Annotated in this window: 14 protein-coding genes; 6 read left to right on the top strand and 8 right to left on the bottom strand. The window is 71.8% G+C overall.

The window, feature by feature from the left end; translation table 11 throughout:
- Positions 1 to 69 precede the first annotated feature (69 nt).
- Positions 70 to 1353 (top strand): MFS transporter, encoded by a 1284-nt coding sequence (locus ACIBJB_RS39935; RefSeq protein WP_398938520.1) that lies wholly within the window; start codon positions 70 to 72, stop codon positions 1351 to 1353.
- Here the strand turns inward: ACIBJB_RS39935 and ACIBJB_RS39930 are convergent.
- Entirely contained in the window at positions 1240 to 2304 is a 1065-nt protein-coding gene (locus ACIBJB_RS39930) for a GlxA family transcriptional regulator (RefSeq protein ID WP_398938518.1), read from the bottom strand. The two genes, ACIBJB_RS39935 and ACIBJB_RS39930, sit on opposite strands and share 114 nt — an antisense overlap.
- Positions 2305 to 2375: 71 nt before the next feature.
- Between ACIBJB_RS39930 and ACIBJB_RS39925 the strand changes: the two genes are divergently transcribed.
- A complete protein-coding gene (locus ACIBJB_RS39925; RefSeq protein ID WP_398938516.1) occupies positions 2376 to 3683 on the top strand; it encodes an MFS transporter in 1308 nt (435 codons plus the stop codon).
- Between the two features lie 81 nt (positions 3684 to 3764).
- Here ACIBJB_RS39925 and ACIBJB_RS39920 read toward each other — a convergent pair whose 3' ends face one another.
- The 6 genes from ACIBJB_RS39920 to ACIBJB_RS39895 all read right to left on the bottom strand — a co-directional run bounded on the left by ACIBJB_RS39920 (position 3765) and on the right by ACIBJB_RS39895 (position 12358).
- Positions 3765 to 4358, bottom strand: coding sequence for a flavin reductase family protein (locus ACIBJB_RS39920; RefSeq protein ID WP_398938514.1), 594 nt, complete (start codon positions 4356 to 4358; stop codon positions 3765 to 3767).
- Between the two features lie 59 nt (positions 4359 to 4417).
- Positions 4418 to 5218 carry an enoyl-CoA hydratase/isomerase family protein gene (locus ACIBJB_RS39915; protein WP_398938512.1) on the bottom strand — a complete coding sequence of 267 codons (801 nt, stop codon included), beginning with the start codon at positions 5216 to 5218 and terminating at the stop codon, positions 4418 to 4420.
- Positions 5209 to 7434, bottom strand: coding sequence for an acetate--CoA ligase family protein (locus ACIBJB_RS39910; RefSeq protein ID WP_398938510.1), 2226 nt, complete (start codon positions 7432 to 7434; stop codon positions 5209 to 5211). Before ACIBJB_RS39910 ends, ACIBJB_RS39915 begins: the two co-directional genes overlap by 10 nt.
- 105 nt (positions 7435 to 7539) lie before the next feature.
- Positions 7540 to 9045 carry a flavin monoamine oxidase family protein gene (locus ACIBJB_RS39905; protein ID WP_398938508.1) on the bottom strand — a complete coding sequence of 502 codons (1506 nt, stop codon included), beginning with the start codon at positions 9043 to 9045 and terminating at the stop codon, positions 7540 to 7542.
- 148 nt (positions 9046 to 9193) lie between these two features.
- The gene (locus ACIBJB_RS39900) at positions 9194 to 10408 is read right to left on the bottom strand and encodes a flavin-containing monooxygenase (protein ID WP_398938506.1); all 1215 of its coding nucleotides are present in this window, start codon (positions 10406 to 10408) and stop codon (positions 9194 to 9196) included.
- 312 nt (positions 10409 to 10720) lie between these two features.
- Positions 10721 to 12358: a subtype B tannase gene (locus ACIBJB_RS39895; protein WP_398938729.1), complete on the bottom strand. Its 1638-nt coding sequence runs from the start codon at positions 12356 to 12358 to the stop codon at positions 10721 to 10723.
- 211 nt (positions 12359 to 12569) lie between these two features.
- On the opposite strand from ACIBJB_RS39895, the gene ACIBJB_RS39890 reads away from it, so the two are divergent.
- The 4 genes from ACIBJB_RS39890 to ACIBJB_RS39875 all read left to right on the top strand — a co-directional run bounded on the left by ACIBJB_RS39890 (position 12570) and on the right by ACIBJB_RS39875 (position 15261).
- Positions 12570 to 13016: a DoxX family protein gene (locus ACIBJB_RS39890; RefSeq protein WP_398938505.1), complete on the top strand. Its 447-nt coding sequence runs from the start codon at positions 12570 to 12572 to the stop codon at positions 13014 to 13016.
- The gene (locus ACIBJB_RS39885) at positions 13016 to 13429 is read left to right on the top strand and encodes a Zn-ribbon domain-containing OB-fold protein (protein ID WP_398938504.1); all 414 of its coding nucleotides are present in this window, start codon (positions 13016 to 13018) and stop codon (positions 13427 to 13429) included. The genes ACIBJB_RS39890 and ACIBJB_RS39885 overlap by 1 nt, the downstream gene beginning before the upstream one ends.
- 317 nt (positions 13430 to 13746) lie before the next feature.
- The gene (locus ACIBJB_RS39880; protein ID WP_398938503.1) at positions 13747 to 14343 is read left to right on the top strand and encodes a GNAT family N-acetyltransferase; all 597 of its coding nucleotides are present in this window, start codon (positions 13747 to 13749) and stop codon (positions 14341 to 14343) included.
- Between the two features lie 39 nt (positions 14344 to 14382).
- The gene (locus ACIBJB_RS39875) at positions 14383 to 15261 is read left to right on the top strand and encodes a GNAT family N-acetyltransferase (protein WP_398938502.1); all 879 of its coding nucleotides are present in this window, start codon (positions 14383 to 14385) and stop codon (positions 15259 to 15261) included.
- Here ACIBJB_RS39875 and ACIBJB_RS39870 read toward each other — a convergent pair.
- A complete protein-coding gene (locus ACIBJB_RS39870) occupies positions 15240 to 15905 on the bottom strand; it encodes a pyridoxal 5'-phosphate synthase (RefSeq protein ID WP_398938501.1) in 666 nt (221 codons plus the stop codon). The genes ACIBJB_RS39875 and ACIBJB_RS39870 overlap by 22 nt on opposite strands.
- Between the last annotated feature and the right edge of the window lies 1 nt (position 15906).

Raw genomic sequence — 15906 nt, 5'->3', positions numbered from 1 at the left:
GTACGGGGTTTTCCACAGGCCCTGGAAAACCCTTGGGGCGATGTCAGTGCCGGGCCCTAGCTTCGACGCATGACTTACCGAGACGTCGCCTCCCCACAGGTCCTGGTCTGGGCCTGCACGTCCGTCGGCGCCCGTATGCCGGTGGCGATGGCTCCGCTCGCCCTCGTCTTCCTGGTGCGTGAGAGACCAGGAGGGTATGCGCTGGGAGCGGTGCTCGCGGCGGCCTATGTGATCGGTGAGATCGTCGGCGCCCCGGTGCTCGGGATGCGGCTGCTCCCCGAGCGTGCCCGGCCCCAACTGGCAGCGGGGCTCGCGACCGGGGCCTTCGGGTTCGCGGGGCTCGGGGTGTTTCCCGACGCCCCCTCCCTGGTCCTTGGCGCGTTCGCCTTCCTGGCCGGCGCCGCTCCCGCCGCCGCGACCGGCGGGCTGCGCGCACTGCTCACCGAGCTGGTGCCTCAGCGGGCCGTCGCGCAGGCGCTGTCCACCGAGTCGATGCTCAACTCCGTCATCTGGGCCGTCTCCCCGGCCGCCGTCGCCGGCCTCGCCCTCCAAGTCGCGCCGCGTGTCCCCCTGTTGCTCGCCGCCGCGCTGATGGCGGCGTCGGTCGCGGGACTGTGGCTGCTCCCGGCCGGTTGGACGGTGGACGACTCGGCGGGCGGCGCGTGGTCCGGCGGATCGCTGCCCCGGCTGCTGCTGGGCGCCTGGCCGGTGTACGTCACGGGCGCGGCCAGCCTCAGCCTGCTGGGCCTCGCCGAACTCGTCCTGCCCGCCCTGCTCGAACAGCGTGGCATCCGAGTCGGCTGGTCGGGACCGCTGCTGACCGGGCTTGCGGTGGGCGGCGGACTCGGGGCGTTCCTCTACGGCCTGCGCACCTGGCCCGGTCTGCTGCGCACCCGCAGTGCCGTGCTGATGTGCGGCACCTCGGTCTGCGTGACGCTCATCGCGCTGATACCGAACACCGCCGGGATCGCGACCGCACTCGCCGTGGGCGGCCTGCTCCAGTCGGGCGCGCTGCTCACCCGCAACCTCGCCTTGCGCGACGCGCTGCCGCCCGGCGCCCTGGCCGCCGGGTACTCCGTGATGTACGCGGCGGCGGGCGCGGGGTACGCGGCCACGGGTTCGCTCGCCGGAGCCCTGCTCAAGGTGACGGTGCCGTCCACCGCCGTCCTGGCCGGCGTGGCGTTGACGCTCGCGCTGACGGGAATCGGCTGGTGGGGGGAGGTGCGCCGCGCGGGGAGCTCAGCGCTCGGCGCCGACGTCGTCGTAGTGCCCGGACGTGTGGTCGAGGATCCCGGTCCCGGTCCGGAAGGTACGGCGATAGGCGGTCGGTGTGACGCCGAGGGCTGTTTGTAGGTGCTGGCGCATGGACTGTGCGGTGCCGAAGCCGGCGTCGTGGGCGACCTGGTCGACGGAGAGGTCGGTGGACTCCAGGAGGTGCCGGGCGCGTTCCACCCGCTGCTGGGTGAGCCACTGGCCGGGGCTGACGCCGACCTCCTCGCGGAAGCGGCGCGTGAAGGTGCGTACGGACATGGCCTCCTGCTCGGCCATGTCGCGGAGCTGGATCGGCTCATGGAGGCGGCCGAGGGCCCACGCGCGGGCCGCGGTCGTCGTCGCCTGCTGCGGGTCGGGCACGGGCCGGTGGATGTACTGCGCCTGACCGCCGTCGCGGTGCGGCGGTACGACGGTGCGGCGGGCCACCTCGTTGGCGACCGCCGTGCCGTGGTCGCGGCGCACCATGTGCAGGCACAGGTCGATCCCGGCGGCGACGCCCGCCGAGGTCAGGACGTCCCCGTCGTCGATGAACAGGACCTCCGGGTCGACCCTGACCTGCGGGAAGAGCCGCTGGAGACGGTCGGAGTCGGCCCAGTGCGTGGTGGCCGGGCGGCCGTCGAGGAGGCCGGCGGCGGCCAGGACGTAGACGCCGGTGCAGATGGAGGCGAGCCGGGTGCCGGGGCGGATGTGGGCGAGGGCGGCGGCCAGTTCGTCGGTCAGCACGCCCTGCTCGAAGACCGGGCCCAGTTCGTACGACGCCGGGACGATCACGGTGTCGGCGGTGGCCAGGATCTCCGGGCCGTGCTCGACCTGGATGGCGAAGTCGGCGTCGGTCCACACCGGGCCCGGCGGGCGGATCGAGCAGGTGACGACCTCGTACAGCAGGCGCCCCTCGGCGTCCCTGGGGCGGCCGAAGATCCGGTGCGGGATGCCCAGCTCGAACGGCAGGACACCGTCCATGGCGAGGACGACCACGCGGTGCGGGCGGAACTCCGGGACCGGGGCAGGACGGGCACGACGGTCAGGGCTCATGGCCCGATCCTAACGAATGCTGTCCTTCGGGCCAATGGATTCCAGGCGGCGCAGGACGGAAGCTCTATGACGTGACCGAGACAACCGAAGCCGCCCTCCAGGCGCCCCCGACGGAAAAGCGGCCCACTCGCATCCACCGCGCCTGGTTCGTCGCCGCCGTCACCTTCGTGACGATCATCGGCGCGGCCGCCTTCCGCTCCCTGCCGGGCCTGCTCATCGACCCCCTGCACGACGACTTCGGCTGGTCGCGCGGCACCATCAGCGCGGCCGTCTCCGTCAACCTCGCGCTGTACGGCCTGACCGCCCCCTTCGCGGCGGCGCTGATGGACCGCTTCGGCATCCGGCGGGTGGTCGCGGTCGCGCTGACCGTGATCGCGGTCGGTTCGGGCCTGACCGTGTGGATGACGGCGGCCTGGCAGCTGATGCTGTACTGGGGTCTGCTGGTCGGTCTCGGCAGCGGCTCGATGGCACTGGCGTTCGCCGCGACCGTCACCAACCGCTGGTTCACCGAGCGGCGCGGCCTGGTCACCGGCATCCTGACCGCGGCCTCCGCCTCCGGCCAGCTGATCTTCCTGCCGGTGCTGTCCTGGATGGTCGAGAAGCACGACTGGCGCCCGGCCGCGATCACGGTCGCCCTCGCGGCCCTCGCGGTCGTCCCCTTCGTCTGGCTGCTGCTGCGCGACCACCCGGCCGACGTGGGCCTGAAGCCGTACGGCGCGACGGAGTTCGTGCCGAAGCCGGAGCCGGTCCCGGGCGCCGCGCGCCGAGCGGTGACGGTCCTGTTCAAGGCCGCCCGGACCGGTCCCTTCTGGCTGCTGGCCGGCACCTTCGCGATCTGCGGTGCCTCCACCAACGGCCTGATCCAGACCCACTTCGTGCCCGCCGCCCACGACCACGGCATGCCCGTCACCGCGGCCGCCTCGCTGCTCGCGGTGATCGGCGTGTTCGACGTGGTCGGCACGATCGCCTCCGGCTGGTTCACCGACCGCTTCGAGCCCCGCCGCCTGCTCGCCGTCTACTACGCCCTGCGCGGCATCTCGCTGCTGTTCCTGCCCATGCTGCTGGCCCCGTCGGTCCACCCGCCGATGCTCTTCTTCATCGTCTTCTACGGCCTCGACTGGGTCGCCACCGTCCCGCCCACCGTCGCCCTGTGCCGCGAGCACTACGGCGACGACAGCGCGATCGTCTTCGGCTGGGTCCTCGCCTCCCACCAGGTCGGCGCGGCGCTGATCGCCTTCCTCGGCGGTGTCGCCCGGGACGTGTTCGGCTCGTACGACATGATCTGGTACGCGTCGGGCGCGCTGTGCGCGGCGGCGGCGCTGATGGCGCTGGTGATCAGGAGGCGACCGGCCGCGATGCCCTTGGCGGCGACCGCTTAGACCCCGGAGACCCCGGAGACCCCGGAGACCCCGGAGACCCCGGAGACCCCGGAGACCCCGGAGACCGCGGAAAAACCAGCCCTAGAGGAACCGCCCCTTGTGGAACAGCAGGGGCGGTTCGCCGTCTCCGTCGCCCGGTCCGAGCGCGTCCACCCGTCCCACGACGATCAGATGGTCCCCGCCGGTGTGCACCGCGTGGATCGTGCAGTCGATCCAGGCGAGGGTGCCCGCGAGGCGGGGTGAGCCGGAGGCCGGGGCCGGGTCGTGGGGGACGCCCGCGAACTTGTCCGCGCCGCTCACCGCGAACGCCCTGCACAACTCGCCCTGTGCCGCGCTCAGGATGTTCACGCAGAAGACGCCCGCCTGGGCGATGCGGGGCCAGGTCGTCGACGTGCGGCCCACCATGAAGGCGACGAGCGGTGGCTCGAGGGAGAGGGAGGAGAAGGACTGGCAGGCGAAACCGGCCGGCGCCTCGCCGGGCGCTCCGGGTGCCGTCACCACGGTGACGCCGGTCGCGAAGTTCCCCAGCACACGCCGGAACTCGGCCGGGTCGACCGGCGCCCGTTCGTCCTCGCGCACACACCGCAGCTCCGGCCGGGGCAGAGCCTCGACCGCGAGGCTCCTGCCGGAACGGAGGTAACGGACGGCAGCCTCGGCCATTCCTGCTTGTCCCATCACACCACCCATTGAAGCTGACGGCTCGTCAGATAGGAAGGGTTGTCCCCGCCTGACCGTCAACGGCCCCGGTACCCGGGGCTCCTGCGCTCCACGAAGCTCGCCACGCCCTCCTGCGCGTCCTGCGTCGTCATGTTGATCTCCTGGGCGGCGGCCTCCGCGGCGAAGGCGGTGGCGCGGTCGGTGTCCAGAGAGGCGTTCACGAGGTGTTTCGTCAGGGCGAGGGCGCGGGTCGGACCGGTGGCGAGACGTCCGGCCCATTCGCGGGCCGTCTTGGTCAGCTCCTCGTCCTCCAGGACCCGGTTGACCAGACCCAGACGTTCGGCTTCGCGAGCGGTGAGCGCCTCACCGAAGAACATCAGCTCCTTCGCCCGCTGCGGACCGATCAGACGGGGGAGGAGATAGGCGCCGCCGCCGTCGGGGACCAGGCCCCGGCGGACGAAGACCTCGATGAACTTCGCCGACTCGGCGGCCAGTACGAGATCGCAGGCGAAGGCGAGGTGCGCGCCGAGACCGGCCGCGGTGCCGTTCACCGCGGCGATCACCGGCTTCTCGCAGTCGAGGACGGCCGCGATCAGCCGTTGGGCCCCCAGCCGCAGAGTGCGGGCCACGTCGCCGGTGACGCGTTCTCCCGTACCGGAGGCCCCTCGCAGGTCGGCACCCGCGCAGAAGCCGCGGCCGGTTCCGGTGAGGACGACGGCCCGCACGTCCGGATCGGCGGAGGCTTGGTCCAACAGTTCGACGAGCAGGTCCCGTTGGCCGGGCGTGAGGGCGTTGAGCACCTCGGGCCTGTTGAGGGTGATGTAGGAGACCTGGCCGTCGACGGTGTGCCGCACCTCGCTCAGTTCGGTCACCGGCACACCACCAACGCGTCCAGCGCCACCGCCCCCTGCCCCCGGGGCAGCACCATCAGCGGGTTGATGTCGAGCTCCGCGACCTCGTCCCCCAGCTCCAGGGCCATGCGCTGCACGCGCAGGACGACCTCCACGAGGGCGTCGAGATCCGCGGGCGGCCGCCCCCTGACCCCGTCGAGCAGGGCCCGCCCGCGCAGGTCGTCCAGCATGTCCCGGGCCTGCTCCTCACCGAAGGGCGGCACGCGTACGGCCGTGTCCCGCAGCACCTCGACCAGCACCCCGCCGAGCCCGACCGTCACCGTCGGCCCGAACAGCTCGTCGTGCGCGGCCCCGACGACCATCTCGACGCCCCGCTCGACCATCTGGCAGACCAGGACGCCGTCCAGCGTGACGTCCTCGTAGCGGGCGATGTCGGTCAGCTCGCGGTAGGCGTCCCGGACCTGGCTGGCCGAGGTCAGGCCGATCTTCACCAGGCCCAGCTCGGTCTTGTGGGCGATCCTCGCGCCGGACGCCTTCATCACGACCGGGTAGCCCACCAGGCCCGCCGCGCGGACGGCCGCCGCCGCGCTGGTCACCAGTTGCTCGCGCGGCACCCGGATCCCGTACGCCCGCAGCAGTTGCTTCGCCGCGTGCTCGCTCAGCTGCTGGCCCGGGCGCATCAGGGCCTGCGCCTTGCGGAAGGAGGGCGAAGGGGTGCGCGGGGCCTCGTCGAAGGGGGAGCGGTAGCCGCTGACGAAGCGGTGGTGGTCGAGGTAGGCGCGGACCGCGGTGATGCAGTTGCCGACCGTGCGGAAGGTGGCCACCCGGGAGGAACCGAGCAGGACCTCGCGGTAGGCCGGCTCGGTGCCCACGGGCGAGCCCCACACGACGCAGACCAGCTTGTCGGTCTGCTCGGCCGCGTCCACCAGGTCCCGCACCAGCCGGTCGCTCAGGGGAGGAAAGGGCCCGGTGACCGGACAGATCAGCACCCCGACCGCGGGGTCGGCGAGGATCGCGTCGATGATCTTCCGGCCGCGTTCGTCACCGACCGGGTGGCCGCCGTTGTCGACCGGGTTGGCCACGCTCAGGAACTCCGGTATCCACTGGTGCAGTTCGGTCTGCTTCGCCTCCGAGAGGGCGGGCAGCCTGAGGCCCGCCTCCGTCGCCAGGTCGGCGAAGTGCGCACCCGTGCCGCCCGAGATCGAGTAGACGACGACCCCCTCGGCGCGCGGCGGCCTCGCGCGGGCCAACAGGGCCGCGGTGTCCTGGAGTTCGTCGAGACCGTCGACGCGGATCACACCGTACTGCCGCATCGCCGCGTCCACCACCGCGTCCGCGCCGGTGAGTTTGCCGGTGTGGGAGGCGGCCGTGCGGGCGCCGGTCTCGGTGCGGCCGACCTTGACCGCGACCACCGGCACCTTGCGGCGGGCGGCCCGGTCGGCGGCGAGCAGGAAGGAGCGGCCGTCCTTCAGGCCCTCGAGGTAGCAGGCGATGGCGCCGACCTCGGGACGCTCGGCGAAGTAGGAGAGGAAGTCGGCGCTCTCCAGATCGGCCTCGTTGCCGGTGGGGGCCCAGTGGGTGAGGCGGATGCCGAGCTCCTGGAGGGCGAAGACCGGGCGGCCCTGGTGGCCGGACTGGGTGATGAGGGCGATCCCGGGCCCGTCGAGGTCGTCGCGGAACGACGAGAAGGCGTTCAGGTTGGTGTTGGGCCCCAGCAGCCGCATCCCGGACTCCGCCACGGCGGCGGCGAGACGCTCCTGCGCCACCGCCCCCTCCTCGCCGGTCTCCGCGAAGCCGGAGGCGAAGACGACCGCGAACTTCACCTTGGCCTCGGCCAGTTGCCCGATCAGCGGAAGCGGCTCAGCGACCAGCAGGACGGCGAGATCGACCTGCTCGGGCAGGTCGGCGACGGATGCCACGCAGGGGATGCCGAAGACCGAAGGGCGGGTCGGATGCACCGGGTGCAGCCGGGCTCCCACCCGGTCCGCCCAGTCGATCAACTGCTGGGTGACACCGGTGTTCGGGCGGCCCTCGGCGTCCGAGGCGCCGATCACGGCGACCGACTCCGGCCGGAAGAAGCGGTCCAGATCGGGGACGTCGGCGTACAGCGGACGGCCGCCGACGTCGAGATCGTCGACCTCGGCGGGCCGGCCGTGGACGGCGGGCCCGGGTTGCTCGCCGCACGCGACGACCCGGGCCCGGCGGGAGTCGGTGGTGAGGGTGCCGTGGGTTGATCCAAGCATCGGTCCGCCCGCTCCTGTGTGACAGCTCGATTAACTGACGCTGTGTCAGATTACAGAACTGACGGGATGTCAGGAACGGGCGTGCACGCAAAGTTGATGCGCCGACTACAGCACCGCGAGAACCTCCTTGGCCACCCGCTCGCCGGAGCGGACGGCTCCGTCCATGAAGCCGTTCCAGTGGATCGACGTCTCCGTCCCGGCCCAGTGGATGCCGCCGACGGGGGCGCGCAGGGCGGGACCGTACTGGGTGAGCACTCCGGGCGCGCCGATGGAGACGGGGCCGCCGCGGGTGTAGGCCTCGTTGTTCCAGCGTTGCAGGACGAACGAGGTGGGGGAGGCCGCTTTCGAGCCGAAGTAGGTCACGTAGTCCTTGAGGACGGCCGCCTTGACCTCCGCCTCGCTCGCCGCGTCGTACTTGCGGGCCTCGTCGGCCTCGATGAAGCCCATCAGGGCACCGTAGGAGGCGTCGGGCGGGGAGTTGTCGAAGGTCGAGCTGATCACGCCGGTGTCGCTGACGACCTGGCCGTTGAGGCCGTCCGCCCGCCAGAAGGGGGTGTCGTAGATCGCGATCGCCTTGCCGACCGAGGCCATCGGGAGGCGCTGGGTGAGCTGGTCGCGGGCGGCGGGCAGCAGCGGGTCGTAGGTGATGCGGGCCGCGAGCGGCGGCGGTACGGCGACGACGACCCGCTTTGCCGTGACGGTCACCCCGTCGGCCGTGACGACGTACTTCGCGCCGGACTTGGCGATCGTGCGCACCGGGGCGTTCAGCACCACCCGGTCGCCCAGCGTGGCGGCGAGCTTGATCGGCACCAGCTGAGAGCCGCCGACGAAGCGCAGTTCCTGGGCGCCGCCCGCGGTCTCGGTGAGGCGTTCCAGGGTGCCGGGAGTGGTCTCGTTGCCGGCGGCGGCGATGTAGAAGAGGACGAACAGGAGGGAGAGTTCGCGGGGTTCGGCCGAGAAGATCGACGTGCAGGCCACGTCCAGGAGGAACTTGGCCGACGGGATCACGGCATTGGCGCGCAGCCAGGTCTCGAAGGTCTGCCGGTCCCACTCCTCGGCCTTGGCGGCGGTCCAGGGCGCGTCGAGCGGGATCGTCTTGGCCATGTCGTCGAGGGAGGCCTGGACGATCGCCGCGTTGGCGAGACCGGCCGCGTCGATCGGCGGGACCGAGCCGAGGAGGCCGTCGGTGGCGTAGGGGGTTTTCTTGCCGTCCTTGTAGAGGAGGTTCTTGCCGGTGTTGTAGGTGGGGAAGGTTCCCACCCCGAGCGAGTCGGCGAGGGCCTTGATGCGGTCCTGGGTGGGGCCGATGAACTCGCCGCCGCCCTCGGTGACACCGCCGCCCGCCAGGGGCAGGTTGAGGACCCGGCCGCCGACCCGGTCACGGGCCTCCAGGACGGCGACGGTCTTTCCGCCCGCGACCAGGTCACGGGCCGCGGTGAGCCCGGCGAGACCGCCGCCGACGATCGCCACGTCCACGTCACGGGTGGCGGCGGAGGCGGGGGAGGCGGCGGTGCCGGTCAGGGTGACGGCACCGGCCGCCGCGGCGGCACCGCCGAGCAGGGAGCGCCGGGAGAGCCGGGAGGGCTGGGGGAGCTGTCTTTCGCGTGCCACGTGCGTCCTCCGTAGTGGAGAGAGTGTGGAGCTAGAACATGAGAAGTGTTCACATTCTGGCCCCGTACGACGGCACACGACAACGCTCCCGTCACATCTCTCACAGATGTAACAGGAGCGCCGGTGAAGCGAGTTGGGGTCTTCTCCGTCAGACGGGAAGCCGCGAGAGCCTGCCCGCGCCGTTCTTCTCGCCGTCCTTCTCGATGGCCTTCGCGATCTTCTCCGCGTCGATCGCGACCTCGCGGAAGGTGCCGCTGATGGGAGTGACGTAGCCGGTGAAGAACAGTCCTGGGGTGTCGGCAGGGCAGCGGGAGCCGTTGACGACCGGTCTGCCGCGGTCGTCGAGGACGCCGAGGTGGCCGACCAGGCCCTCCAGTGAGCGGGCGTAACCGGTGGCCGCGATCACCGCGTCCGGGCTGACGCGGGTGCCGTCGGCGAGCAGTACCTCGCCGTCCTCGAAGCCCTCCACGGCGGCCACCACCTCGACCTTGCCCGTGCGGATCGCGTTGATGAGGCCGACGTCCTGGACCGGGATGGCGCCCTCCTTGACCCGGCTGTAGAGACCGGTGTCGGGGCGGGGCAGTCCGTGCTCGGACAGGTCGGGCACGCTGAGCTTCGCCATGGGCCGGGCCAGCCGGTCCACGAGGCCGACCGGCAGCCGCCGTACCAGAACGCCCGTGTACTGGGCGGCCCAGCCGGCCGTGGAGCGGCGGACGATGTGCGGGGCGGTGCGCACGGACAGCCGTACCCGCGAGGCGCCGCCCTCGACCAGGTCCACGGCGATCTCGGCGCCCGTGTTGCCCACGCCGACGACGAGCACGTCACGGCCGGCGTAGGGCTCGGGGTTGCGGTACTCGCCGGCGTGCCGGAGCTCGCCCTTGTAGGTGTCGCGGCCCGGCCAGTCCGGCAGCAGCGGGGTGTGGTTGTAGCCGGTGGCGACGACCACCGCGGCGCCGGTCAGCTCGCGGCCGCCGGTGGCGTGCAGCAGCCAGCCGGTGCCGTCGGGGGTGCGCTCGACGCGCGAGACCTCGACGCCGGTGACGGTCTCCAGTTCGTGGAACTCGGCGTACTTCTCCAGGTAGCGCACCACGTCGTCGCGGGCGACCCAGCGGCCGAAGCGGCGGGGCATCGGGAGGCCCGGCAGGGCCGACAGGCGGCGTGTCGTGTGCAGGTGGAGGCGGTCGTAGTGGCGCCGCCAGGACGCGCCGACGTGCTCGGACTTCTCCAGGACGACCGCACGGATGCCCCGGGCGCGCAGCGCGTACGCGACGGAGAGTCCGGCCGGACCGCCGCCGATGACGTAGACGGGGCGATCGGGCTGCCCGGGCTGCTCGGGGCGGTCTGCGGGTGTGGAGTCGGCCATGAGCGCGAGCGTAATCAGACAGCGCGTTGATGGGTCTCGGTCAAGACGGGAATTGGTTGCGGATCGATCACGCCTGTAGGAGGAGTGCGTGGGACCTGTGGCGTATGTCACCTGGTTGTGCGTGGACGGAAAAGTCACGTGGACGGGAAAGTCCCGGGGAAAGGACACGGGGAAAGGACACGGGGAAAGGCCACGGCGCCGGGTCCGCGGGTGCGGAGCTCGGCGCCGTGGCGTGCGGCGGCCGGAAACTGACGGGAAACCGGGGCGGCGGTACGGGGTGCCTTGCGGTACGGGGTGCCTTACGGCACGGGGTTACTTCCTGCCGGCCTTCTTGTAGCCCGTGACCTTGGCGATCCAGGTGATGAAGTCGCCGGGGTCGGTGTTGGCGCCGTGGCCCTGGTCCCAGTAGTAGAGGTGGTTCACCTCGTCGCCGAGGTTCTCGGCGCGGGCGGCGAGGTTCGCGGAGATGACGTGCGAGGTGTCGGTGTCGTTGGTGCCGAGGCGGATCCACCAGTGCTTGGAGCGCTTGCCGTTGACCTTCTCCACCAGGTGGTACATGGGGTTCATCAGGTTCAGCAGCTCGGGGATGTCGCTCTCGACGCGCTTGGTGGACAGGCCCGTGGTGTCGTTCTTGGCGCCGTACGCGGTGAAGTGGCGGTTCGCGGTGGTGGCCGAGCCGAACTCGTTGTTCTCGCCGGCCGACAGGTCGAAGGCGTCGAAGGCCGGCACGGTCTTCTTGCGGGCGCCGACGTGGGTGAGGAAGCCGGCCCAGGTGAAGCCGGCCTTCTCGCCGTCCCAGGTGATGAAGGTGTTCTTGGCGAGGTAGGTCTCGCGGTCGGAGTCCGACAGGGCCGCGAGATAGGTGGTGGCCGAGGGCTCCATGTACTGCTTGAGCAGGTACTCGTCGTAGTTGCGGGCGGTGAGGGTGCCGAAGCCCGAGCCCCTGAGGCCGCGCAGCCGCAACTTCGCCTGGTACTCGGCGAACTGCGACCGGAGATCCTTGGAGACCGTCTGGTCGACCTGCTTGCCGGTGCTGAGGGCGTTGGTCCCCCAGTTCCACTCGTAGGCGCCGTCGGCGTGCTCCAGGTCGGTGATCGGGCACCAGGCGCCCACCGCGAAGATCGCGTCGGAGGTGTCGGCCGCGCCGATCTCCTTCAGGTACGTGTCGTAGATCGGGCTGTCGCCGGAGGCGCCGAGCAGGGTGGACACGGCGCCGCCCGCGCTGGTGCCGGAGGAGACGATCCGGTCGACGTTGCCGGGGATGCGGCCCTTGTTGGACCGCACGTACCGGACGGCCGCCTTGAGGTCGACGATCACGGCCGGGGCGCTGCCGTAGTACTCGCCGGCGGAGTTCTTCAGGCCGCGGCCACGGGCGCCGGGCTCGACGACGACGTACCCGGCGGCCAGGGCCAGGAACTGGTTGGTGTTCAGGGCGCCGCCGTTGGCGTTGGTGTTCCCGTTGGTCCCCGGCGCGGAGGCGGAGGCGCTCGCGGTGGGCGAGGCGGAGGAGCTCGGCGAGGCGGAGGCGCTCGCGGTGGGAGCGCCGCTGGGAGCGCCGCCGCCCGGCCCGCCGCCCGTGCCCGCGGCCCCGACGCCGGTGGCGTCCGCCACGGAGGACGGCATGTAACCGCCGACGGAGTTCGCGAACAGGATGGGGGCGTTGCTCGCGTCGACCGCGGTGCCGTCGATCTCGACCGGCACGCTGACGTTCAGCGACTGGTAGGTCGCGTCGACCGGCTTGGAGACGTAGGTGATCGCCTTCCAGAAGTGGTAGGTGACCGCGTGCTCGGTGCCCTCCGCGTCCGTGACGGTCGTCGTCAGCTTCGTGTAGGCGTCGGGGTCGAAGACGAGGCTGCTGTCGCCGCTCCCGGTGGAGCTCGCGGTCGCCGCGCCGGCGTTCAGCGTGATGCCTCCGACAGCCGCGGCCCCGGCCGCCGCACCGATCCCCATGACGACGTTCCTGCGCTTGATTGCCCTGTGCTTCACGGTTGGCTCCCTCGGCGTTTTTGCTGGCGGGAACGAACGTAGACTCGCTTCCGACAAAATTGCCAACAATCCCGGGGTATTCATGGGGGACCCACAGCTTCTCGGTGCGCGCACAGGATTCTCGCCGCGACCGCGGTCTTCCCGGGCCCTGCGATCTGACGTACCGTCAGATTCCATGGACACGATCTGGCTGACCGGCGCGCAATGGCTGGCCGTCCTGCGCATCGGCCTCGGGCTGTGGTGGCTGGAGAGCTGGCGGCACAAGGACAAGAGCACGTGGTTCGAGGGCGGCGGCATCACCTGGGCCGCGGACATCGCCGCCAAGCACCGCTGGACCCCGGTCCGCAGCGGCTTCGACGTGCTGGTCGCGCCCCGCCCCAGGACGATGGCGTACGTCGTCGCGTACGCCGAACTCGCCCTCGGCGCGGGCCTGATCCTCGGCTTCCTGACCCCGCTCGCGCTGGTCGGCGGCCTGCTCCTGAACGTCCTCTACTTCACGCTCATGATCCATGACTGGGCCGAACAGGGGCAGAACTCGATGATGGCCCTCATCTCGCTCGTGGCCCTGTTCGCGATGTCCTGGCAGACGTGGTCGCTCGACGCCGCGCTGGGCTGGTTCTGATGGCCACGAGGTACGACCTCCCGGAGGCGGACGCCTTCACGCGGACCTACTGGGACGCGGCGGCGCGGGGCGTCCTGCTGCTCAGGACCTGCGGAACCTGCGCCCAAGTCCACTACTACCCCCGCGAATTCTGCCCCCACTGCTGGAGCGAGGACGTCTCCTGGTCCCCGGCGACCGGCCGCGCCACGCTCCACACCTGGTCCGTCGTCCACCGCAACGACCTGCCGCCCTTCAAGGACCGCACCCCGTACGTCGCCGCCGTGGTCGACCTCGCCGAGGGGCCCCGGATGATGACGGAGATCGTGGACTGCGCGCACGAGGACCTGCGGGCCGGGCTGGAGCTGGAGGCGGTGTTCCCGGAGGGAGTGCCGAAATTCAGGCCGCGCGGGGCGACTGTGGCGGTTGGGGGGTGAGTGACGGGCGTCGGCGTTGCCGGGGCCCGTTGGTGGTGACGGAGGTCGTCGATCGTGCCGGTGAGGACCTGCGGGCCGGCCTCGGCCTGGAGGTGGTCTTGCCGGACGGGTACCGAGATTCAGGCCGCGCGCGACGTCTGCGGCGGTTGGGGGGTGAGTGACGGGCGTCGGCGTTGCCGGGGCCCGTTGGTGGTGACGGAGATCGTCGACGGCGCGCACCAGGATCTGCGGGCCGGCCTCGGCCTGGAGGCGGTCCTCCCCGACGGGGTACCGAAATTCAGGCCGCGCGCGATGTCCAGGGCGGTTTGAATGGGCGGATGACCGACGTCGACGATCAGCACCTCATCCGCCCCTTCACCCCGCTGCACGGCCACGGCCTGCGCCTGTGCGCCTGGGACGCGGACTCCGACACCCAGGCCCAGGACTGGCTGCGCGGCGCGCTGGACCCCGAGTTCGGGCGCTGGAACACCCCTATCACCCTGATCCACGACCTCGACGGCGCCCGGGCCGGCATCCGACGCAGGGCCGAACAGACGGCGCAGGGCACGAGCGTGTCGTACCGGATCACGGACGAGTCGAGCGGTACGACGCTCGGACACCTCGGCATCAACATGATCGACCACGTCTTCCGCACCGCCCGCGTCGGCTACTGGGTGCTCCCTGAGGCCCGCGGACACGGGGTCGCCACCCGCGCCCTCCGCCTCGGCGCCCACTGGGCCCTCACCGACCTCGGCCTGCACCGGCTGGAACTGGGGCACGCCCTCGGCCACGGCGCCTCCTGCACCGTCGCCGAACGCTGCGGCTTCCGCTACGAGGGCACGCTGCGAGGCGCGATGTTCGAGGCGGGGCGGCGCGACGCGTTCCGGGACGTGCACTTGCACGCCCGACTGGCGACCGACCCCGAGCCGTCGTAATTCGGAGGCGTCCGGCGCGGTCGCGCAGGATCATGAGACATGCGTCCCACAACCTGGCACTCCACCCACGACCTCGACGAGTTCCTCACCCGCGCCGGTGACTTCCTGCGCTCCCGCCCGGACCTGCACACCGTCGTCCTCACCGTGACCGAGGGGCTGCGCACCCGCGGGCTCCGGGCGTACGGCGACGAGGCGCCCCTCTTCGGGCTGCTGGAGGAGGACGGAAGCGTACAGGGGGCCTACTTCCGGACACCGCCGTACCGGCTGTATCTCACGCCCCTGACCACCGCGGCTGCCGACTCCCTCGCCGCCCATCTGGCGGCCCGGGGCCACGCTTTCCCCGGCGTCAGCGCCGAGGCCGAGACCGCGGCCGGTTTCGCCGGGGCCTGGCGGCGCCGGACCGGGGTCGAGGCCGTGCCGTATCAGCGCCAGCGGCTGTACCGGCTGGACACGCTGACCGAGCCGGAGCCGGTGCCGCCGGGGCGGCCGAGGATCGCGGGGGAGGGCGACCGGGAGCTGCTGGTGCGCTGGTTCGGGGAGTTCGTCCGGGACATCGGAGAGAGCGAGAGCGACTCCATGCGCGCCGAGTCCTGGGCCGACGCCCGCCTCGCCTACGGCGGAGTCACCCTCTGGGAGGCCCCCGACGGCACCCCCGTCTCCATGGCCGGCCTCACCCCACCGGTCGCCGGTCAGATCCGGGTGGCGCCCGTCTACACACCGGCCTGTCTCCGCGGCCGCGGGTACGCCGGTGCCGCCACCGCCGAGGTCAGCCGGCTGGCGCGGGAGTGGGGCGCCGACGAGGTGCTGCTCTTCACCGACCTGGCCAACCCGACCAGCAACGGCCTCTACCAGCGCATCGGTTACCGGCCGGTGGCGGACTTCGCGGTGTACGACTTTCAGGGCCAGAGCAGTTCCTGAGACCAACCCCCGTCCGACCGACGGTAGTTGAGCCTGATGTGGCGCCTGCGCTCGTCTCCCTGGAAGAACTCCACCTCGTCCGGAAGCAGCCGGTACAGCGTCCACGACGGGACCGGTACCTCCGGCTCCCGCTGCGCCCGCTCCCAGGCCTCCTCGGACACCCGCGCCAACTCGCCGAGCGAGCCCAGTACTTCGCTCTGCCGTCCGGTGAGCGCGGCGGCCAGCGCGCCGGTCGAGCGGGCGTGCAGGTCGGCCTGGCCCTCCTCGGAGGGCGCGGCGGTCACCGGCCCCTTCACACGTACCTGGCGGCCGAGGACCGGCCAGTAGAAGCCGAGGGCGGCGTACGGCCGTACCGACAGGTGCCCTCCCTTGCGGCTGTGGGAGTGGCTCGCGAAGGCCCAGCCGTCCTCGTCCGCGCCGTGCAGCATCACGGTGCGCACGTCGGGCCGACCCTCCGCGTCCGCCGTAGCGAGGGACATGGTGTGCGGCTCGGTCTGCCCGGCGGCCAACGCCTCCGCGAACCAGGTGGTGAAGAGCTCCAGCGGGGTCGCGGGCGCGGTCGCGGGGTCGAAGGAGGGCAGCGAGGTGACCTCCGGGTCCCACACCCGCAGTGACCTGAGCAGCTCGTGAAGATCGGTTGCCATG

The sequence above is a fragment of the Streptomyces sp. NPDC050759 genome (genome assembly GCF_044456945.1).
Classification (GTDB): domain Bacteria; phylum Actinomycetota; class Actinomycetes; order Streptomycetales; family Streptomycetaceae; genus Streptomyces.
This window is presented reverse-complemented; position numbering and strand designations above follow the sequence as displayed.